This is a genomic window from Polynucleobacter sp. Fuers-14 (assembly GCF_018882045.1).
In the GTDB taxonomy this organism is placed as follows: Bacteria; Pseudomonadota; Gammaproteobacteria; order Burkholderiales; family Burkholderiaceae; genus Polynucleobacter.
This window is the reverse complement of the sequence record NZ_JACVPG010000005.1, coordinates 268,219-289,500: the sequence shown is the minus strand read 5'-3', so window position 1 is coordinate 289,500 and position 21,282 is coordinate 268,219. Positions and strand designations below refer to the sequence as shown.

The following is a 21,282-nucleotide window of genomic DNA, read 5'->3' as shown; positions in this document are numbered from 1 at the left end:
CTAGTTTTTGCGGTATTTCTGCAAAATTCCGACCAATCCACTGGCTATACGGTCAATATCTTCATCTGCCATTGCCGGAAATAAGGGGAGGGTAAGAATGGATCGACCGATGCGTTCGGCAATCGGAGTATCTGAAGTTTTGTAGCCCTGGTTTTTATAGAGGGTGAACCCAGTAATTGCGGGGTAATGAACGCCAGTGCCAATGCCCAAATCTTTTAATTCCGTCATCACTTGAGCGCGATCCGTATTGAGCTGCTCGAGTGGCAAAACAACTTGAAACATGTGCCAGTTACTATCCGTGAAATTTTCTACTGGAAGCTCTAATTTCAAGCCCTCCAATCCAGCCGATTTTAATTTGGCGCGAAGCACATCAAAGTATTGGTGCGCGAGTTCAGCACGACGTGTTTGATAAGAGGGAAGTTGCTTGAGCTGTTCAAGACCGATAGCTGCATTTACATCGGTCAAGTTATCTTTGCCGCCCAATACATCCACATCCATACCATCCATGCCTTGACGGGTTAATCCTTGTAGACGGAATTTCTCAGCCAGTTTTGCTTCGTCTTGGTTATTGAGAACAAGGCAGCCACCCTCAACAGTGGTGAGGTTCTTGTTGGCCTGGAAGCTAAAGCTCACCAGGTCACCAAAGCTACCAATCTTCTTACCTTGCCACTGAGAGCCAAAGGCCTGCGCTGCATCCTCAATCACGCGAAGCTTGTGTTGTTTGGCTAGAGCATAGAGTTGATCCATATCAACAGGTAATCCAGCTAAATAGACTGGCATGATCGCGCGTGTCTTTGGTGTGATTGCAGCAGCCACTTTATTTAGATCAATATTGCGTGTAATGGGATCGATATCCACAAATACTGGTTTCGCGCCAACACCCAAAATCACATTAGAAGTTGCTACCCAAGAAATTGGAGTGGTGATCACTTCGTCGCCATCGCCAATACCAGCAACTTGTAGAGCGATTTTCATGGTTGCGGTGCCATTGGCAAAACAGCGTACCGGACGACCGCCAAAGTATTGGCTTAAAGCAGCTTCAAACTCGGCCAATTTCGGTCCAGATGTCACCCATCCTGAACGCAATACCTCTGAAACAGCGTCAATGGTTTCTTGATTGAAGCTAGGGCGCGTGAAGGGGATGAAGTTTGACATGGTGTCCTATATTACTGCGAGATATCTGGATGCTTGACAATGACCCTGCGTGAATCACGATCGACTTCCTGCATTGGGAAGCCCTGAGTATTAAGCGCATCAAATTGCTCTGGAACCATCATGGCATAAGCTGTTTGATCTTCTTCCCAGCGGGTAATAAAGGCGTCTAATGTCGGCATCCAAAGTTCTGGCTCTTGATTAACCCCAAACTCAAGCTCATCGGGTGATTCAACCATGATCATCGTTCTGCCTAAATAGAAAGGCACGGTGTGATCCAAAAGACGCACTGAATAGAAGTTCACTTTTTCTGGAATAGAGGCTTTGACTCGCTCGACTAGGTCGATACCAGAAACTGCGCGGCCCAATGTCTCGTGACCTGTTCCTGTGATGATCGCGCAGAGAAAGAACCCACAAGCAAAGCTGACGATGCTTTGAATGCCATTGCGCTTGCTTTGCCATGCAGCGTAAGCGCTAAAACTGACAAGCGCTACTAATGCAGCAATCACCCAATAGGTATATTGCGCATAAGCTTTAATCTCATCAGGTCTTGCTTGTTTACCAATGGCATCTAAAAAGAAAAATCCAACACACCCCAAAATTGCAAAGCAAAGTGTCTGTAATTTCCATGGTAATGCCATGGTGTTAGTGTGACCCAGTAAGCGATCTAAACGATTGCCAATAATTAAAGCGAGCGCTGGGAAAACGGGGATGATGTAACCCGGTAGCTTAGAGTGCGATACGCTAAAGAATGCAAAGATCACAGCAAACCAGCAAACTAATAACCAGCCCGCTGAGAATTCGCGACGGCGCTCGCTCCATGCTTGTGCAAACGCCCCAGGGACCTGCAGAATCCAGGGGAGTAGGCCAATGAGGAGGAGTGGTACAAAGTAGTAAATCGGGCCAGTTCTACTGTGATCATCTTGTGTGAAGCGTTGTAGATGTTCATGAATAAAGAAGAACTCTAGAAACTCGGGATTGCGTTGCGCTACCAATACAAACCAAGGGGCAGTGATAGCTAAGAACAAAATAGTTCCACTAAATAAACGCAAGCGAGCCCAGATTTTCCAGTCCCATGTACTAATGGAGTAAGCAATAAACACCATTGCAGGAATCGCTACGCCAATAACACCTTTGGATAGTGTTGCTAGCGCCATAAAAATCCAGCAAGCCCACATCCAGTTGCGACAGTTATTTTTGTTATGCGAAGTTTGTGCAAGCAAGAGGCTACAAAGAGCCGCCACTAAAAATGAGGACAAGCCCATGTCGAGCGAATTGAAGTGACCACTGATAATCCACATCGGACTCGATGCCAATACAACAGCAGCCAACCATCCTGCTCTCGCGTTGAAGATGCGCGCACCAGTAAAGCCGACCAAAAGAATAGTTAGGAAACCCGTTAGCGCTGTCCAAAGGCGCGCTTGCCAATCGCCAATACCAAATGCCTGAAATGCGGCGGCAGTTGCCCAAGCTTGAAGAGGGGGTTTTTCAAAATACTTATAACCGTTGTAACGCGGAGTAATCCAATCACCGGTAACCAGCATTTCTCGTGCTATTTCTGCATAGCGGCCTTCGTCGGATGGGATGAGGTGGCGGTAATTGAGGGTGCCAAACCAAAGCAGGCCGTAAATAATGACCAGCAGCAAAATCTTGCCTGGGTGCAGGGCTGATGACTGCCGAATCTGGCCAAATTGCATTAAGTGGGTTCCACAATCAGGGCAAGCACGACCTGACGACCCTCACCGACTAGGATGTTGTAAGTGCGGCAGGCGGCTTGAGAATCCATGATTTCAAAGCCAATTTTGGCTTCAATCAAGGATTTAAGGAGTTCTGGCTTAGGAAAGCGCTGGCGGCTACCGGTCCCGATGAGGATTAATTCTGGTTTTAAATCAACCATTTGCGCGAAATGACTAGCTTCTAAGCTATCAAATGTTTGCGCAGACCAGTTAGAGATGGCGCCGTCCGAGCTGAGTAGGACCGCATGGTCGTAAGGGATCTTATTGATCTCTACGTAGCCATCGCCATAGCCAGTGATCGTATTCGCTCCGGAATGGGGGTCAGATTGAAGCTTCAAGTGGACTCTCTGTCATAATTATGTGGATTATAGCTAGCTGTTTTTTCTCATATTTCAAGAACTTACCCTTAAATTTATTGTGAAACCGATCCTAAAGTCCCAAAAGCTCGATAACGTCTGTTATGACATACGTGGGCCGGTGCTTGAGCTTGCTCAGCGCATGGAGGAAGAGGGCCACAAAATCATCAAATTAAACATCGGAAACGTAGGGGTTTTCGGTTTTGATCCGCCTGAAGAGATTCAGCTGGACATGATTCGCAATTTAAGCAATGCCTCAGCTTATTCTGATTCCAAGGGAATCTTTGCTGCTCGCAAAGCCATCATGCAGTATTGCCAAGAAAAGGGTATTCAAGGCGTGACCCTGGATGATGTCTATACCGGCAATGGTGTTTCTGAGCTCATCGTTCTGTCGATGAACGCCCTCTTAAATGATGGCGATGAGGTATTGGTCCCAACACCAGATTACCCGCTTTGGACTGCTGCAGTCAGTTTGTCGAGTGGCACACCAGTGCACTATCTTTGTGATGAATCCAAAGAGTGGGCGCCAGACTTAAACGATCTCCGTAAAAAAATTACACCGCGTACCAAAGCGATTGTGGTGATTAATCCAAACAATCCTACTGGTGCAATTTACTCCAAAGAAGTGCTGCTGGAGTTAACTCAAATTGCTCGTGAACATGGTTTGATTTTGTTTGCGGACGAGATTTACGACAAGATGTTGTACGACGGTGAGAGGCATCTCTCGTTAGCTTCTTTATCTACTGATGTAGTCATCATTACTTTCAATGGTCTTTCTAAGAATTACCGTTCCTGCGGCTACCGTGCCGGCTGGATGGTGGTTTCAGGCGATAAAGAAATGGTCCGCGACTATATCGAAGGGCTCAATATGTTGGCCTCAATGCGCTTGTGTGCGAACGTGCCAGGTCAGTATGCGATTCAAACAGCATTGGGTGGTTACCAAAGTATTAATGATTTAGTGGGTGAGGGCGGCCGCCTTGCAAAGCAACGTGATCTTGCATGGAAGCTCATTACAGATATTCCAGGTGTCACTTGCGTGAAACCAAAATCTGCTTTGTATTTATTTCCAAAGCTAGATCCTGAGGTTTATCCAATTGCAGATGATCAGCAATTTGTAGCCGATCTTTTAAAAGAAGAAAAAGTATTGTTAGTGCAGGGCTCTGGTTTCAACTGGGGCAAGCCTGATCACTTCCGTGTAGTGTTCTTGCCTCACGAAGATGTGCTCAAGGAGGCTATTAGCCGCCTTGCTCGTTTTCTGGAGCGTTATCGTAATAAGCACAGCCGTAAGGCTTCTTCAACTGCAGCAAAGGCATCATGAAACCGATTCAAGTAGGTCTGTTAGGTATTGGCACTGTTGGTGGTGGCGTATTCACTGTTCTCGAGCGTAACCAAGACGAAATTACTCGTCGTGCTGGGCGCGGCATTCGTATTAATACAGTTGCTGATTTAAATGTAGAGCGTGCCAAAGAGTTGGTTAAAGACCGCGCGCAGGTGGTGAGTGATGCTCGTGCCGTGATCAATAACCCAGAGATCGACATCGTTGTTGAGCTTATTGGTGGTTATGGCATAGCTAAAGACTTGGTTCTTGAGGCAATTGCGGCAGGTAAGCACGTAGTTACAGCTAATAAAGCATTGATTGCTGTTCATGGTAACGAAATCTTTAAGGCGGCGCATGCTAAAGGCGTGATGGTTGCCTTTGAAGCTGCTGTTGCTGGTGGCATCCCCATTATTAAAGCGTTGCGTGAAGGCTTAACAGCAAACCGTATCGAATGGATTGCCGGCATCATTAACGGCACAACCAATTTCATCTTGTCAGAGATGCGCGACAAAGGTTTGGATTTTGCAACAGTACTTAAAGAAGCGCAACGCCTAGGCTATGCAGAAGCGGATCCGACTTTTGATATCGAAGGTGTTGATGCTGCGCATAAAGCGACCATCATGAGTGCGATTGCATTTGGTATTCCAATGCAGTTTGAAAAAGCACACATCGAAGGCATCACTAAATTAGATGCAATTGATATTAAGTATGCAGAGCAATTAGGCTATCGCATTAAGTTGCTTGGTATTGCCAAGAAAACGTCAACTGGTGTCGAGTTGCGTGTCCATCCAACTCTCATTCCTTCCAAGCGTTTGATTGCAAACGTTGAGGGCGCCATGAATGCCGTGCAAGTATTTGGCGATGCCGTTGGAACAACTTTGTATTACGGCAAAGGTGCAGGCTCTGAGCCAACTGCTTCCGCAGTGATTGCTGACTTAGTAGATATCACTCGTTTGCTAAGCGCTGACGCTGAGCATCGCGTGCCTTACTTGGCCTTCCAGCCAGATGCTGTCCATGACACACCAGTGCTCCCTATTGGCGAAATCACTACTAGTTACTATCTGCGCTTGCGTGTAGCTGATCAAGCTGGCGTATTAGCTGACATCACTAAAATTTTGGCATCGCATGGTGTTTCTATTGACGCACTTTTGCAAAAAGAAGCTGATGAGGGTGAAAGTCAAACTGATTTGGTGGCTTTAACTCACGAGACTAAAGAAAAGAACATGCTTGCAGCAATTAAAGAGATTCAAGACCTCAAAACTGTCGCCGGTGAAGTAGTGAAGATCCGTTTAGAAAATCTGTCTTAAGTAAAACTCAGTAAAACTCAGCAAAACACATGCGTTACCAATCTACTCGTGGCAATAGTCCACAACAATCCTTCTTAGAAATTTTGTTGGGTGGATTGGCGCCTGATGGCGGCTTGTATTTACCTACCCAATACCCGAAGGTCACCGCAGCACAATTAGATTCTTGGCGTGGCTTGTCGTATGCCGATCTCGCCTATGAAGTATTGAGTTTGTACTGCGACGATATTCCTGAGGCGGATTTGCGTGCAATCTTGCGTAAAACCTACACCGAGCAGGTTTACTGCAATGGCCGTGCACAAGATAACGCCAAAGACATCACGCCTTTGCATTGGCTTGGCGAAGAGCAGGGAACACGCATTGGGCTCTTGAGTCTTTCTAATGGCCCAACATTGGCTTTTAAAGATATGGCCATGCAATTGCTGGGCAATCTTTTTGAGTACGCTCTCAAGAAAAAAGGTCAGCAGCTCAATATTTTGGGCGCTACATCTGGTGATACGGGTAGCGCAGCTGAATATGCGATGCGCGGTAAAGAGGGCGTGAAGGTATTTATGCTTTCTCCCCGCGGCAAGATGAGTGCCTTTCAGTCTGCACAGATGTATTCCTTGCAGGATCCCAATATTTTTAACTTAGCAGTAGCTGGTGTCTTCGATGATTGCCAGGATATTGTTAAGGCAGTTAGCAATGATCACGCTTTTAAAGCGAAGAACCAAATTGGCACCGTGAACTCCATTAATTGGGGTCGTGTAGTGGCTCAGGTGGTGTACTACTTTCAAGGCTATCTACTGGCCACTAAGTCCAGCTCTGAAAAAGTCTCATTCACTGTGCCTTCCGGCAATTTTGGTAATGTCTGCGCTGGCCATATCGCCCGCATGATGGGTTTGCCTATCGAGCATCTCATCGTTGCTACCAATGAAAACAATGTATTGGATGAATTCTTTTCCACAGGCATCTATCGTGCACGTAAGTCTGCTGAGACCTTGCATACTTCCAGCCCTTCGATGGACATCTCTAAGGCTAGTAACTTTGAGCGCTTCGTATTTGATTTTATGGGTCAAGATGGTAAAGCGACTGCAGCTATGTTCAAGCAAGTAGATGAAGCAGGTGGTTTTGATATCTCAAAAGAGGCAGTCTTTAAAGAACTGGGTAAATACGGCTTCCAATCTGGCCGTAGCACTCACGAGAATCGCTTAGAAACAATTCGTGATATTGATCAACGCTATGGCGTCATGATTGATACCCATACCGCTGATGGCGTGAAAGTAGCTCGTGAGCATTTGCAAGCCGGAATCCCGATGATCGTGCTCGAGACGGCGCTCCCCATTAAGTTTGAAGAAACAATTGAAATTGCTTTAGGACGTCCAGCTGAGTGTCCACCAGCATTTAAAGACATTAAATCTAAGCCGCAGCGCGTAGAAAATATCGATGCCGACGTGAATCAAGTTAAAGCGTTTATTACTTCACATCTAAGTTAATTCTTAACTTAGAAAATTTAAGCAATAAATAATTACTCTATGACAAAGCCACCAATGTTGACTGCGCAGCAGGCTTTAGATCACTTACTTTCGCATGCTCAAACTGTTGGTGAGATTGAGAAGGTTGCCATGCAGGCCGCTTTAGGCCGTGTGCTCGCTGAAAACGTCAATAGCCTTGTTGATGTGCCTCCACTTGATAACACTGCGATGGATGGGTATGCGGTTCGCTCTGCTGATATTGCTACTCCAGGAAAATCACTCAAGATTGCTCAGCGCATTCCGGCTGGATCGATGGGAACCCCCTTGGAGTCAGGCACTGCCGCTAGAATTTTCACAGGAGCCCCCGTACCTCCTGGTGCGGATGCAGTCGTGATGCAAGAGGATTGCGCGCTAGAGGGTGAAAGCGGTCAAGTAACTATCAATACCGCTCCAATAGCAGGTCAGTGGATTCGTCGCAGAGGAGAAGATCTCACTGCTGGTAAAACTGCTCTTACTGCAGGCACTTTCTTGCGCCCACAAGAGTTAGGTGTAGCTGCTTCAGCAGGTTTGACTCACTTAAGCGTTAAACGTCGCGTCAAGGTGGCCGCCTTTTTCACTGGCGATGAATTAGCCCTTCCTGGTGAGCCATTAAAACCAGGCGGCATTTATAACTCTAATCGTGACACTTTATTGGCCTGCCTTAAATCTCTGGGTTGTGATGCCACTGATTTGGGTATCGTCCCAGATCGCTTAGAAGCAACCCGTGCAGCATTGCTTAAAGCCAGCAAGGACCACGATTTAATTATTACCTCTGGTGGCGTCTCAGTTGGCGAAGAAGATCACATCAAGCCAGCAGTTACCGCTGAAGGAAGATTGGATCTATGGCAGATCGCGATTAAGCCAGGTAAGCCATTGGCATTTGGTGCAGTCCGAAAATCAGACGAACCTAAGGATGGTGAGGCTTGGTTTATTGGTCTGCCAGGCAATCCGGTATCCAGTTTTGTAACTTTCCTATTGTTTGTACGTCCTTTTATTCTGAAGTTGCAGGGTCGTGAAGTGAGTCTTCCTCAGTCGTATTTAATGCGCGCAGATTTTGATTGGTTGAAAGCCGATCGACGTAATGAGTTTCTGCGTGTCAAATTGAATAGCAACTGCGGCTTAGATTTATTTCCTAATCAAAGTTCTGGCGTGCTCACTAGCGCCTCTTGGGGTGATGGTCTGGTTGATTGTCCGCCAAACCAGCCAATCAAAGCTGGCGATTTGGTGAAGTACATCCCATTTGATGCACTTCTCAAATAATCGGTTTACGATTAGCTCATGAAACTCGAATTACGATTCTTTGCCTCATTGCGTGAAGCCCTTGGTGTCTCGCAAGAGAGCATCACCATTCCTGCATCAGTCAAAACCATTGCTGATCTTAGGTCGTATCTTATCGAGCGCGGTAGCCCTTGGGCTGAGGTCTTAGCGGATGGCAAAGTCTTGCGTTGCGCCTTGAACCAGCACATGGTTGATGCAAATACAGCATTGCAAGATGGTGTAGAAGTTGCTTTCTTTCCTCCGGTGACTGGGGGCTGATATGCCAATCAAAATTCAAGAGAGCGATTTTGATGTTAGCGCAGAAATATTGGCATTACGTAAAGATGATCCGCGAGTAGGCGCGGTAGTTTCTTTCTTGGGCACCGTACGAGATATGAATGACGGTAGCCAAGTAAAAGGTATGACGCTTGAGCATTACCCCGGCATGACTGAAAAAGCACTCCAAGAAATTCTGGATCAAGCTAAATCACGCTGGGACATATATCAGACATTAGTGATTCATCGTGTTGGACCTTTACTGACCGAAGATCAAATCGTATTAGTGGCTGTTACCAGCGCACATCGCGGTGAGGCCTTCTCTGCCTGTGAGTTCATCATGGACTACCTCAAGACGGCAGCACCATTTTGGAAAAAAGAAGATACTCCTGAAGGGGCTCGCTGGGTTGATGCCCGTGTTACCGATGAAGTGGCATTATCTAAATGGAAAAAATAATTAAAAAACATATAACTAGAAACCTCTATATTTGCCTATCGATCATGCTTACAGGCGGACTATCCGGTTGCGGTGCTGGCGATAGTGTGCAAGCACAATCAACCCCATCTACTTTGGCAACAAAAGATCTTTCTGCTTTTGTGGATACGTATTGGTATGTGCCTACGGATTATTTGCTGGCCTATACCTATAGCTCTTCCGGAAATCCAAAGACTAGTGCGGTAAACGATCAGACTATTTGGCATATCACTTCTGTAAATCAGGGATTTTTATTGGGCTGCTCTTTTGCTAGCACCAATAATGGCGCTACTTGGTCTGCATCAACTATTGTGGGGTCTGTAACAGCCAATAATTCGGTATCTATTGGTTTTTATGGATCATCTCTAACCGTAGGTTCTGGGCAGTTAACTACATCTAGCGGTCAACCTGCATTTTTGATGCAGATGTCAACCGGAAATGGAACAGCCGGTCTCACGCACTGGGCTTATATGCTGCCCGTAACCTCATCTAATCCTGCCTGGTCTAGTTTGCCTGGCACTAATAGTGTGAGCGTCCCTACGGCAACTGCTTCGGGGTGCTAGATCAAATTCGTTTTATAGAAGCAGATGCCTGTTTGAAAAGATGAGCCATCCTTAGGGGTGGTTTTATTTTTATTGGTGCATCAAGCTGCATCAAAATAAGCGCTTCTGCACCATATCAGGGAATTCCTTAGTAATTACCCGAAAATTTAGATCAAAATGCACTAACAAAAGCATTTTAGAAATTTTGATTAAACAAAGCTCAGGAGATTTACATGACAACAGCAGCATTGAGTACGGAAAGTACTAGTAGCAACCCCCTAAAGTCGAAATGGGTGCAATTGGCATTAGGCGTCATTTGTATGATGTCCATATCCAGCCCTCAATATGTTTGGGCTTTATTTACTAAGCCAATCATGGGTGAGCTCGGTGTTACTTTGACTGAGTTGCAAATTACATTTTCGATTTTGATTGTGTTGCAGACTTTCTTCTCACCGTTTCAGGGTTACTTGGTTGATAAGTTTGGCCCTCGTCTTTTGTTATCCATCGGCACTATTCTGACGGGTGCAAGCTGGGTTCTTTCGGCTAACCTGACTACCGTATCTCATCTCTACCTCACCTATGGTGTGTTAGGTGGCTTGGGTACCGGTATTGTTTACATCGGCGTTGTTGGCTTGATGGTTCGTTGGTTCCCAAATAATCGTGGATTTGCAGTAGGCATGGTTGCTGCTGGTTATGGTATCGGTGCATTGCTGACGACCTTCCCAATCTCCACTAGCTTGACTGAGGCAGGGATTCAAGGCACGTTGACGTTCTTTGGCTACATCATTGGTGCTGTTGGATTATTGGCCGCTCAAGGCATTCGCGTTCCGCACGCCGATCGTGCGCAAACGGCTGATCAAATCGAAGCTGCTGCATCGGGAGTTGCACCAAAGGTAATGTTAAGGACACCAGTTTTTTGGCTCATGTTTTTGATGATGTCCATGATGTCTACATCGGGATTGATGGTGATCTCCCAGATGGGCGCATTTGCAAAAGACTTTGGTATTACATCGACTATGGTTTTTGGTATGGCCGCCTTACCTTTGGCCTTAACAATTGACCGCGTTACCAATGGTTTAACTCGACCAATATTTGGCTGGGTATCTGATCGTATCGGTCGTGAATACACCATGACGATTGCTTTTGGTTTAGAAGCAGTTGCTATGTTTGCATGGGTAATGACACGCTCGGATCCTGTCATGTTCGTATTGCTCTCAGGTATTGTGTTCTTTGGTTGGGGTGAGATTTTCTCCTTATTCCCATCTACTTTGACTGATACTTTTGGTCAAAAGCATGCCACTACAAACTATGGTTTCCTATACATGGCTCAAGGCATTGGCTCTATTGTTGGCGCACCAGTTGCAGCCTACATTCATGGTGGTACAGAAAGCTGGATACCAGTATTTGGCATCATGATCGTACTGGATGCTACTGCGGCTATTCTGGCATTCTTCGTACTACGCCCAATGCGTGCTAAGTATTTGAAGACGCGTGCTGCATAAGCGCTAACTCAGTGGTAATTTGAAATTTGAAGTTAGAAAAAAGGCTACCAACTTGGTAGCCTTTTTTAATGCCGTCTAATTGTTGCTGCATTGAGAGGTATTAGAAAGCGCTCACAGCCCCATCACTTCTAGGATCCCATCCGCCTTGTAGCGTGCCTGATGGATCACGAATGATGCAACCCGCATGACCAACGGTTTCGTCAAATGCATCGAGCATTTCAATCTCATGGCCTAAAGCGTGAAGCTCTTTAGCTACCCATGGACTAAAGCGCGACTCTAATTTAAGACTATCGCTGGTTTGCCCCCAAGTTCGTCCAAGTAACCAACGTGGACGACTGATGGCATCCTGTGGATCAAGGCCATAAGTTGCTGTTCGAGTAAATACTGCGCACTGGGTTTGTGGTTGACCATCTCCACCCATCGTTCCATAAACCATTGAGCGACCATCTTTAAATAAGGCCATCGCTGGGTTAAGAGTATGAAAAGGCTTGCGATACGGCTCTAGGTGATTGAGTGTATTTGGGTCGAGAGAAAAGCTGCAACCGCGGTTTTGCCAGTTGACACCTGAGGTAGGAAGCACAATGCCTGCGCCAAACTCATGATAGATGCTTTGAATGAAAGAAACACAATTGCCGTCGCCATCAATCACACCCATCCAAATAGTATCTGCAGGACCTTTACCCTGACCCCAAGGGAGTGCTTTTTCTGGATCAATATTCTTGGCTAACTTTTTCAGGAATGCGGGTGATAAGAAAGATTGCGCATTCTTTGTCATATATGCAGGATCTGTTACAAACTGATCGCGTATCTTAAATGCTTGCTTGGTGGCTTCAACGCAGTGATGTACGTATTCCGGACTATCTATTTTGAAGCGTTTTAAGTTCAATTGATCCAAGATGCCAATAATCATCAATGAGACCACGCCTTGTGTGGGCGGTGTCATGTTGTAGACATTACCCATGCTATGTTTGAGCTCTAGAGGGTCTATGAGTTTTGCCTTATGACGGTGTAGGTCGTCTAATCTCAGTGGACTTCCTAACTCAGCGAGTTCTTTTGCTAGTGATTGAGCTAGTTCGCCGCGGTAATAGTCATCCGTACCTTTTTTGGCAATCTGACGTAAGGTTTTAGCAAGACGTTCTTGCTTAAAGATGCTGCCAACAGCGGGCGCTTTGCCATTTACTAAAAAAGTCTCTGCAAAGCCTGGTATTGGATTCAGTTCTTGACGCTTCTTTTCTGTGAGGCTTGATTGGCTGAAAGTAACTGGTGTGCCAGATTCTGCATAGTGAATCGCATCAGCCAATAGGCGTGAAAGTGGTAGCTTGCCGCCTAACCCTTGTTTGGAGAGTTGGTGCGCTGCGCCCCAGCCAGAGATAGTTCCAGCAACGGTATTAGCTGCTACTGCACCACGAAATGGAATGGCCTTAGTGATGCCACGTTCTGCGTACCACTGCTTTGTCGCCAAACCAGCAGCCGCTCCACAAGCATCAATTCCACCCATGGCCTTTCCAGGAGAATGAACTACCCAGAAAGAGTCACCGCCTATGGAGTTCATATGAGGGTAGACCACTGCAATAGTTGCAGCAGCAGCTACCATTGCTTCTAAGGCGTTGCCACCTTCTCGTAAAACAGCTAAAGCAGATTCTGATGCTAGAGAATGTGGCGCTACCGCCATTCCTCTGGTTCCCCATTTTGGTTGCATGATTGTTGTCCGGTTAAATAATTGGTTTTGTTATAGCTATATTGTATTGCTGGCTCATAGATTGCTCTGACTAACTGTGCCCAGTTTTGGTGGTGATCTCAGTCTCAAAAAAGGCTAGCTTTTCAGACCTTGGTAAACGCTTTAAGCGGAGCTCTGCTTTAGAGGCTTCAGAACGGTCAGGGTGCTTTTGTGTTGCTAAGAGGACAACTGGTCCGCGCGATCTTGTATAGCGAGCGCCTTGCCCTGAGTTATGGGCCTCTAAGCGATGTTCTAAGCGGTTAGTAATGCCGGCATAGTAGGTGCCATCTGAGCATTCAAGGAGGTAAACAAGCCAGGTCAAAATAGGGAAAATTAGGGTTAAAAGTGCGGTAGATGCTTGAAATTATTAATATTGCCCTTATATTCTATAGATAGATAGACGGAGCTCAAAAATGAGAATAGATAAATTAACAACCAAATTTCAAGAGGCCTTAAGTGAGGCCCAAAGTATCGCTTTAGCCAAAGATAACCAATATATTGAGCCTGCCCACTTGTTGCTGGCCATGTTGCGTGATTCCGATGGTGGCGCCAAGAGTTTATTGACTCGAGCAGGAGTCAATGTCCCTAGCCTTGAAAAAGGCGTAGAGAAAATCATCAGCAATCTCCCCGAAGTGCAAGGAACTAGTGGAGAAGTGCAGGTGGGCCGTGATTTAAGTAATTGGCTCAACCTATGTGAAAAAGAAGCCAATAAACGCAATGATCAATTTATTGCAGGCGAATTGTTTTTGCTTGTGGTGGCTGATGACAAGGGCGAGCTCGGTAAAGTGGCTCGTGAAAATGGATTAAATCGCAAATCGTTAGAAGCGGCTATTGATTTAGTGCGCGGAGGAGAATCAGTGAATAGTGCAGATGCTGAAGGCCAACGTGAAGCCTTAAAGAAATACACAGTGGATTTAACTGAGCGCGCTCGTATGGGCAAGCTTGATCCAGTCATTGGGCGTGACGATGAGATTCGTCGCACCATTCAGATCTTGCAACGTCGCGGTAAGAATAACCCTGTACTCATCGGTGAACCTGGTGTGGGCAAGACTGCCATCGTTGAGGGCTTAGCGCAGCGCATCGTTAATGGTGAAGTGCCTGAGACTCTGAAAAATAAGCGTGTCCTAGTCTTGGATATGGCCTTACTTCTAGCTGGCGCTAAGTACCGCGGTGAGTTCGAAGAGCGCTTGAAAGCAGTTCTCAGTGATGTCGCTAAAGATGAAGGTCAAACAATCATCTTTATTGATGAAATTCATACGATGGTAGGCGCTGGTAAGGGTGATGGTGCAATGGATGCTGGAAATATGCTCAAGCCTGCTTTAGCTCGTGGTGAATTGCATTGCATCGGTGCAACTACCTTAGATGAATACCGTAAGTACATTGAAAAAGATCCTGCCCTCGAGCGTCGTTTCCAAAAAGTGATGGTGGAGGAGCCTACCGTCGAGGCAACTATTGCCATCTTGCGAGGCCTTAAAGAGCGCTATGAACTACATCATGGCATCGAAATTACTGATCCAGCGATTGTTGCGGCTGCTGAGTTATCGCATCGCTACATTACGGATCGTTTTTTGCCAGATAAGGCGATCGACCTGATTGACGAAGCGGGTTCGCGTATTCGGATGGAGATTGATTCTAAGCCTGAAGTGATGGATAGGCTGGAGCGTCGTCTCATTCAATTAAAGATAGAGCGCGAAGCGGTTAAGAAGGAGAAGGACGATGCTTCGCAAAAACGCCTAGGTCTCATTGAGGATGAAATTAAACGTCTGGGTGCTGAATATGCTGATTTAGAAGAGGTTTGGAAAGCAGAGAAGGGCGCTGTGTTAGGCGCAGCTCAGCTGAAAGAGGAAATTGAAAAAGTAAGGGTAGATATTGCAAAGTTACAACGCGATGGCAAGCTAGAAAAGGTTGCGGAGTTGCAATATGGGAAGTTGCCTGAGCTAGAAGCTAAGTTGAAGTCTGCTGCTGCAGCGGAAGCCAAGGGCGACAAAGATGGCGTGTTGAAAAACAAGTTACTTCGCACTCAAGTTGGCGCAGAAGAAATTGCGGAAGTAGTTTCTCGTGCAACAGGTATTCCAGTGTCGAAGATGATGCAAGGCGAACGCGATAAGTTGCTCAAGATGGAAGAGCTATTGCATAAGCGCGTGGTTGGTCAAGAAGAGGCTATTCGCGCAGTATCAGATGCTATTCGTCGTTCCCGCGCTGGTTTGGCTGAAGAGAATCGTCCTTATGGATCCTTCTTATTCCTTGGGCCTACCGGTGTTGGTAAGACTGAGCTCTGTAAAGCCCTGGCGGGCTTCTTGTTTGATAGCGAAGATCACCTCATTCGTATTGATATGAGTGAGTTTATGGAGAAGCATAGCGTGGCTCGTTTAATTGGCGCGCCTCCGGGCTACGTTGGTTACGAAGAGGGTGGTTATTTAACCGAGCAAGTTCGCCGTCATCCATATAGCGTGATCTTGTTTGATGAAATTGAAAAAGCACACCCAGATGTATTTAACGTACTCTTGCAAGTTTTAGATGATGGTCGCCTCACCGATGGTCAAGGCCGTACTGTGGACTTTAAAAACACTGTCATCGTAATGACTAGTAATATTGGATCACATTTGATTCAGTCGATGGCTGATAAGAAGCAGGCGGAAATTAAAGAAGCGGTATTTGAAGAGCTGAAGAATCATTTCCGTCCTGAGTTCTTAAACCGTATTGACGAAATCGTAGTGTTCCATGGTTTGGATAAAGGCAATATCGCCAATATTGCGAAGATCTTGCTGAAGAACTTGTCAGATCGTTTGGCAAAAGTGGATATGCAGCTTGAGGTCAGTGATGCCGCCTTGAATAAGATTGCTGAGGTGGGTTTTGATCCAGTCTTTGGAGCAAGGCCTCTGAAGCGGGCGATTCAGCAGTATATTGAGAACCCAGTCTCCAAGATGATTTTGGAAGGTAAATTCGGGCCCATGGATGTGGTACCTGTGGATGTAGATAAATCAGGTGAGTTTAGCTTTAGCCGTCAGGTTCATTGAGTAGTCCTAAGTAGCAAATACGTAGTTCAGCAGGAATATTCCTGCCCTAGTAAACTCGGCACATGACTGTTGCGCTTAGTAGGCGTGCCAGTGATGTCCGGGTTATTAGTCTCATTAGCCTAGCTCACGGCAGCTCTCATTTCTTTCATTTAGTGCTTCCTCCCATGTTTCCATGGCTGAGGGACGCTTTTGCATTGAGTTATGCCGAACTCGGCTTACTCATGTCAGTCTTCTTTGTCGTGTCTTGTATTGCTCAGGCCACATCTGGTTTTTTAGTGGACCGTATTGGAGCTAGGCCAGTTTTATTTGGCGGTATTGGCCTGCTTATACTTGCAGCACTAGTGTATTCGCAAAGCAAAGGTTATGCCATGCTCTTATTGGGCGCGGTCATTGCCGGTTGTGGAAATGGTATTTTTCACCCCGTTGATTACACACTCATCAATCACAAGGTATCGCCACCCAATCTGCCATACGCCTATTCGATGCATGGTGTCACCGGATATCTAGGTTGGGCTGCTGCGCCAGCCTTCATGGTGGCGATTGCTCAATTTTCTGATTGGCGTATTGCATTCTTGTCGGCAGCCCTGCTAGAGGCTTGTGTCTTGGCGATTCTTTGGGTAAATAAAAATTATCTCTTGGACAATGTCAAAGAGCGTCACGAGAACACGCATGCAAGTACCCGGGCGGCTAATCCTGGTGCTACTCAGGAGAGTCCATTTGCATTCTTGCGATTGCCAGCCGTTTGGCTATGTTGGGTTTTCTTTTTCTTTAGCATGGCCTCCACATCGAGCTTGCAATCTTTTGCGCCAAGTGCGCTCTTTAGTATTTACGAGGTTCCTATAAATGTGGGTAGTTACTACATTACGCTTTTGGCGTTAGGCAGCGCTGCAGGTGTTTTATTTGGAGGCTATTTAGCAGCTAAGTTGCAGGCGCCAGAAAGAATCGTCTCCACATGTCTATCTATTACGGTAGTAATGTGTTTGCTGCTATCTACGGGATTCATTTCAATTGATCTCATTCCCATCATTTTCTTTGCTCTGGGATTCGGATATGGAGTGGTAGCACCTTCGCGAGACCTTTTGGTGAAAAAGGCAACCCCACAAGTTGTAGCTGGACGTGTTTATGGAATCGTTTATTCAGGGATTGATTTAGGGGCGGCAGTTGGCCCATTTATTTTTGGTTTCTTTATGGATGCTGGTTTGCCCAAAGCCTTGTTCCTTGGAATCGTTGTATTCCAGCTCATGATTATTCCAACCGTTTTTCAGGTGAAATCTAAAAGCCGGCAAGCCGTCTAAATTAATGCGGCCTTAATCTTTTTCGCAAATTCAACTGCATGCTGATTGTCGCCATGAATACACAGGGTATCGGCCTGGATTTTGATTTCACTGCCATCAATTGCAGTTACTTTCCCATTCCTTGACATATCGATCGCTTGATTGAGCGCTTCGGATTCATTCTCAATGACAGCACCTTCCTGACTTCGCGGAACCAGAAAACCTTCTTTAGTATATTTGCGATCTGCGAATACCTCTTGCCATACCGGTACATTCAATTCTTTTGCAGCATCGATCATGCAGCTTCCTGCTAAACCATACAAAATGACTTCCGGGCCTAAATCTTTTACTGCCCGCGCTATTCCTCTAGCAAGTTTCATGTCTTTGGCTGCTTGGTTGTATAGGGCGCCATGGGGTTTGACATGATGCAATGTATTTCCGGCGGCCTTAACAAAAGCTCTTAAGGCACCAGCCTGGTAGAGAACGTAGTTATAAGCATCTTGCTCAGATATAGCCATCTCTCGTCTTCCAAATCCCTCAAGATCTGGAAGGCCGGGGTGCGCCCCAATAAGCACGCTTTTCTGAGTTGCCATTTCAACCAATTTCGTCATGCGGGCTGGATCGCCAGCATGCCATCCACAGGCAATATTGGTGGATGTAATGTAGTTAAGTAATAAGGCATCGTTACCCATTTCCCAGGCGCCAAAGCCCTCGCCCATATCGCTATTAATGTCCATTATGTATTTCCACTGGTTTGAATCATTGTTTGAATCGAGTTAATGGTTGATTGTTGTAACTTTAACGCTTTCGTATTCAAAAGATCTGCCTCCTGAATATCAACGGGAATAAATTGTATTTTTTCGCCCGGCCTAACTTGCGCTAGCTTCACCATATCGGAGCGAATAATTTCAGCTAAGCGCGGATATCCGCCGGTAGTTTGGTGCTCTGCAAGCATCACAATAGGTTCATGTGATGGGGGGAGTTGTAAGGTTCCAAACGTAATTGCTTGCGATGGGATGTTGGGCAAGTCCTTTTTTACCTTGAACTCACCTTGAAGACGCAGACCCATACGATTGCTTTGATTGCTCACCGTCCAAATGGTGGACCAAAATAATTCCCGCTCTTTGATTGAGAGGAAGGATAAATGTGGGCCTGCTAAACAGTAGACTGGGGTAACTGCTGTTAGAGGCGCAAAAGGTGATCTCACATGCCATTTTGTATGGCATGGCAAATGATCCTCTTTAAATAGGGACTTCAAGAAGGTGGATTTGAGTGGCGCATGAGGATTTGTGAGTGATAAGACTTGGCCCTTTTCAATACGCTTTGGTCCAATATCTGCGCTAATGTGTGATCCTGAGCGACCTAAAATCTCTGGTAGCTGCAGTCCACCACCGATCGCTAATAGCGCTCGGAATCCGGAATTGAACGGCAAGAATTTAAGCGCACTTCCCTTTGCTAACCAAACGGGTCGATTTCCGGGGATGCGTTGCCCATTCACAATGCCATCGCAATCTGCCCCAACCCAGGCGATACAAGTTGCTTGATGAAATAGAAGAGTTGGACCGCTAGACGTCATTTCTATAGCAGTCGTTCCTATTGGATTGCCCACTAAAGCATTGGCAAGATGCAGTGAGGATAAATCGCATGCACCTCCAGGGCCCACTGCCCAGTGTGAAAATCCTAATCTGGGCTCATCCTGAATACTCGTAAAAGTTCCCGACTGCAAAACTTCAATAGACCCTTGAGCATTGTTTTTATCTGGCGTGCGGATAATTTCTTGATGTGTATTTTTATGATCTAATTTTTGAAACTCATCTAATGTAATTTCTTCAATTTGCATTTGGTCGCCCGCCATGAATAATCCTGGCGGATGATTTTGAATATCAAACATTTGATTAGGAGATCTACCAATCAGATTCCATCCTCCAGGTGTAGTTCGTGGATAAATTGCAGTTTGTAACTCTGCAATTGCCACGCTACCTTTAGGCACTATTGACCGGGGAGAAGGTAGGCGAGGTAGGAGCAACTTAGGGTTAAGGCCGCTGAAGTAGGCAAACCCAGGCATAAAGCCCAGAATATCTGCCGTATAAAGATTATTCTTATGAAGACGGATGGTCTCTTCAATGGATAGTTTGCAGGCCTTAGCGATGTCATGTAGATCTAATGCAACATCTGGGTGATAGCAAACTTGAATGCGGTGAATCTTAGCCGGATAAGTTGAACGCTTCTTTTGTTTCACTTGTTGCTTACCGATTTTTTCGAGATCTGCGAAAGCTTGCTGGCGCGTGAAGCTTGCTTCCTCAATGCCACTCTGCAACTGGATAACCAATGAATCCAGTCCAGGCACGATTTCAGCAGCCCATATGGGTTTTTTGGCTAAGAGCAATTTGCTAAGCTCGTGAACATCTCTTAAGGCTTGCTTTGATTTTGAGAAATCAATCGATATGCTGTGGTCGCCAATTAGTGTGCAATGCATCATGATGGAGTATTAAGGGTTTTCTCTAGTTTGCTCTACAGGATGAATAATTGAGTTATAAAGATGGTACTCATTCATTAATTTAAAGCCTAAAAAATAAAGGAGACAAAATGAGTCAGCAACCGGATACCAGTCTGACTGGTTTTTACAAAGTCATGAATCCCAAGGAGAAGAAAACCTTTTGGGGTTGCTTCTTAGGCTGGGCATTAGACGGCATGGACTTCATGATTTACCCCTTAGTAATTGGAACCATTATTGCAGTATGGCAGGTTGATCGTGGTATGGCCGGTCTTGCAGTAACGGGAACTCTTTTAGCCTCTGCTTTTGGTGGATGGTTTGCGGGTTATTTGGCTGATCGAATCGGTCGCGTTCGCACTCTTCAGTTCACGATTCTTTGGTTTTCTACCTTCAGTTTGATTTGTGCATTTACTCAAGACTTTAATCAACTCATGATTGCTCGCGCACTCTTGGGTTTTGGTTTTGGGGGTGAGTGGGCTGCTGGAGCAGTATTGATGGGTGAAACAATTCGTGCTGAATATCGTGGTCGCGCAGTGGGTACCGTCCAATCTGCCTGGGCGATTGGTTGGGGCGCTGCAGTCCTCTTGCAAGCCATTATGTTTAGCTTGTTGCCGCCTGATATGGCTTGGCGTGCAATGTTCGTAGTTGGCTTCTTCCCTGCTGTTCTTTTGTTATACATTCGTCGCCATGTCGAAGAACCAACAATTGCTAAGCTTGCTCGTGAAAAAGTAGTAGCAGCAGGTCAATCACCCTCCATTCTAGAAATCTTTAAACCTGGTTTATTGAAGACTACGATTTGGGCTTCATTACTCACGATGGGTGCACAAGGTGGTTACTATGCAATTACCACTTGGGTTCCTACATTCCTCAAGACGGAGCGTAAATTGACGGTAGTTGGCTCTACTGGTTATTTAGCATTTCTTATTGCGGGTAGTTTTATAGGCTACTTGGTTGGCGCGTGGATGGCTGACCGATTTGGCCGTCGGAAATTATTCATCACCTTTTCAATTGGTGCGATTGTTTTGGTTTTGGCTTATACCCAGCTAGAAATTACCAATGAAATGATGATGTGGCTCGGCTTCCCATTGGGATTCTTTGCTAGTGGATATTTTTCCGGTATGGGCGCTTTCTTGACAGAGCTATTTCCAACTCGCTTACGTGGATCCGGACAAGGCTTTTGCTATAACTTTGGTCGCGGAATTGGCGCTTTATTTCCAGCCTTAGTAGGATATTTTTCAGCGCAATATGGATTGGCAATGGCAATTGCTATTTTTGCTGTCATTGCTTACGGAGTTTTCTTGATCGCTGCTATTGTGCTTCCGGAAACACGTGGTCGCGAGTTACAAGCAAACTAAATAAAGATCCTAAC

General features: G+C 45.9%; 18 protein-coding genes. 11 read left to right on the top strand and 7 right to left on the bottom strand.

Annotated features, from left to right (window positions below; genetic code table 11):
- Genes ICN40_RS04355 through ICN40_RS04345 form a run of 3 tightly spaced genes read right to left on the bottom strand, consistent with a single transcriptional unit; the run spans position 1 to position 3,226 of the window.
- Positions 1–1,155 (bottom strand): DegT/DnrJ/EryC1/StrS aminotransferase family protein, encoded by a 1,155-nt coding sequence (locus ICN40_RS04355; RefSeq protein ID WP_216242382.1) that lies wholly within the window; start codon positions 1,153–1,155, stop codon positions 1–3.
- A gap of 11 nt (positions 1,156–1,166) precedes the next feature.
- A complete protein-coding gene (locus ICN40_RS04350) occupies positions 1,167–2,849 on the bottom strand; it encodes a glycosyltransferase family 39 protein (protein WP_216242380.1) in 1,683 nt (560 codons plus the stop codon).
- Positions 2,849–3,226: an Mth938-like domain-containing protein gene (locus ICN40_RS04345; RefSeq protein ID WP_072583107.1), complete on the bottom strand. Its 378-nt coding sequence runs from the start codon at positions 3,224–3,226 to the stop codon at positions 2,849–2,851. The genes ICN40_RS04350 and ICN40_RS04345 overlap by 1 nt, the downstream gene beginning before the upstream one ends.
- A gap of 79 nt (positions 3,227–3,305) precedes the next feature.
- Between ICN40_RS04345 and ICN40_RS04340 the strand changes: the two genes are divergently transcribed.
- From ICN40_RS04340 to oxlT, 8 genes are all read left to right on the top strand, one after another.
- Positions 3,306–4,562, top strand: a complete 1,257-nt coding sequence (locus ICN40_RS04340) for a pyridoxal phosphate-dependent aminotransferase (RefSeq protein ID WP_216242378.1) — start codon at positions 3,306–3,308, stop codon at positions 4,560–4,562.
- Positions 4,559–5,869: a homoserine dehydrogenase gene (locus ICN40_RS04335; protein ID WP_216242376.1), complete on the top strand. Its 1,311-nt coding sequence runs from the start codon at positions 4,559–4,561 to the stop codon at positions 5,867–5,869. The genes ICN40_RS04340 and ICN40_RS04335 overlap by 4 nt, the downstream gene beginning before the upstream one ends.
- Positions 5,870–5,898: 29 nt before the next feature.
- Positions 5,899–7,341: a threonine synthase gene (thrC, locus tag ICN40_RS04330; RefSeq protein WP_216242375.1), complete on the top strand. Its 1,443-nt coding sequence runs from the start codon at positions 5,899–5,901 to the stop codon at positions 7,339–7,341.
- A 54-nt stretch (positions 7,342–7,395) separates the two neighbouring features.
- Positions 7,396–8,619 (top strand): gephyrin-like molybdotransferase Glp, encoded by a 1,224-nt coding sequence (glp, locus tag ICN40_RS04325; RefSeq protein WP_216242486.1) that lies wholly within the window; start codon positions 7,396–7,398, stop codon positions 8,617–8,619.
- Between the two features lie 18 nt (positions 8,620–8,637).
- The gene (gene moaD, locus ICN40_RS04320; protein ID WP_216242374.1) at positions 8,638–8,895 is read left to right on the top strand and encodes a molybdopterin converting factor subunit 1; all 258 of its coding nucleotides are present in this window, start codon (positions 8,638–8,640) and stop codon (positions 8,893–8,895) included.
- 1 nt (position 8,896) lies between these two features.
- A complete protein-coding gene (gene moaE, locus ICN40_RS04315) occupies positions 8,897–9,349 on the top strand; it encodes a molybdopterin synthase catalytic subunit MoaE (protein ID WP_216242373.1) in 453 nt (150 codons plus the stop codon).
- Positions 9,350–9,393: 44 nt separating this feature from the next.
- On the top strand, positions 9,394–9,930 hold the full coding sequence (locus tag ICN40_RS04310; protein WP_216242372.1) for a hypothetical protein: 537 nt from the start codon (positions 9,394–9,396) through the stop codon (positions 9,928–9,930).
- A 212-nt stretch (positions 9,931–10,142) separates the two neighbouring features.
- A complete protein-coding gene (gene oxlT, locus ICN40_RS04305; RefSeq protein WP_216242371.1) occupies positions 10,143–11,411 on the top strand; it encodes an oxalate/formate MFS antiporter in 1,269 nt (422 codons plus the stop codon).
- Between the two features lie 100 nt (positions 11,412–11,511).
- On the opposite strand, the gene ICN40_RS04300 is transcribed toward oxlT, so the two are convergent.
- Together ICN40_RS04300 and ICN40_RS04295 are read right to left on the bottom strand one after the other, a co-directional pair.
- Positions 11,512–13,110: a gamma-glutamyltransferase family protein gene (locus ICN40_RS04300; protein WP_216242370.1), complete on the bottom strand. Its 1,599-nt coding sequence runs from the start codon at positions 13,108–13,110 to the stop codon at positions 11,512–11,514.
- 70 nt (positions 13,111–13,180) lie between these two features.
- On the bottom strand, positions 13,181–13,450 hold the full coding sequence (locus ICN40_RS04295) for a GIY-YIG nuclease family protein (protein ID WP_216122157.1): 270 nt from the start codon (positions 13,448–13,450) through the stop codon (positions 13,181–13,183).
- Between the two features lie 91 nt (positions 13,451–13,541).
- On the opposite strand from ICN40_RS04295, the gene clpB reads away from it, so the two are divergent.
- Together clpB and ICN40_RS04285 are read left to right on the top strand one after the other, a co-directional pair.
- Entirely contained in the window at positions 13,542–16,145 is a 2,604-nt protein-coding gene (gene clpB, locus ICN40_RS04290; RefSeq protein WP_216242369.1) for an ATP-dependent chaperone ClpB, read from the top strand.
- 62 nt (positions 16,146–16,207) lie between these two features.
- Positions 16,208–17,440, top strand: a complete 1,233-nt coding sequence (locus ICN40_RS04285) for an MFS transporter (protein ID WP_216242367.1) — start codon at positions 16,208–16,210, stop codon at positions 17,438–17,440.
- Here the strand turns inward: ICN40_RS04285 and ICN40_RS04280 are convergent.
- Entirely contained in the window at positions 17,437–18,156 is a 720-nt protein-coding gene (locus tag ICN40_RS04280) for a 5-oxoprolinase subunit PxpA (RefSeq protein WP_216242366.1), read from the bottom strand. The genes ICN40_RS04285 and ICN40_RS04280 overlap by 4 nt on opposite strands.
- Positions 18,156–19,898, bottom strand: a complete 1,743-nt coding sequence (locus ICN40_RS04275; protein WP_216242364.1) for a 5-oxoprolinase/urea amidolyase family protein — start codon at positions 19,896–19,898, stop codon at positions 18,156–18,158. Before ICN40_RS04275 ends, ICN40_RS04280 begins: the two co-directional genes overlap by 1 nt.
- A 107-nt stretch (positions 19,899–20,005) precedes the next feature.
- Here ICN40_RS04275 and ICN40_RS04270 point away from each other — a divergent pair, with 107 nt between their 5' ends.
- Positions 20,006–21,268 (top strand): MFS transporter, encoded by a 1,263-nt coding sequence (locus ICN40_RS04270; RefSeq protein WP_216242363.1) that lies wholly within the window; start codon positions 20,006–20,008, stop codon positions 21,266–21,268.
- Positions 21,269–21,282: the final 14 nt, after the last annotated feature.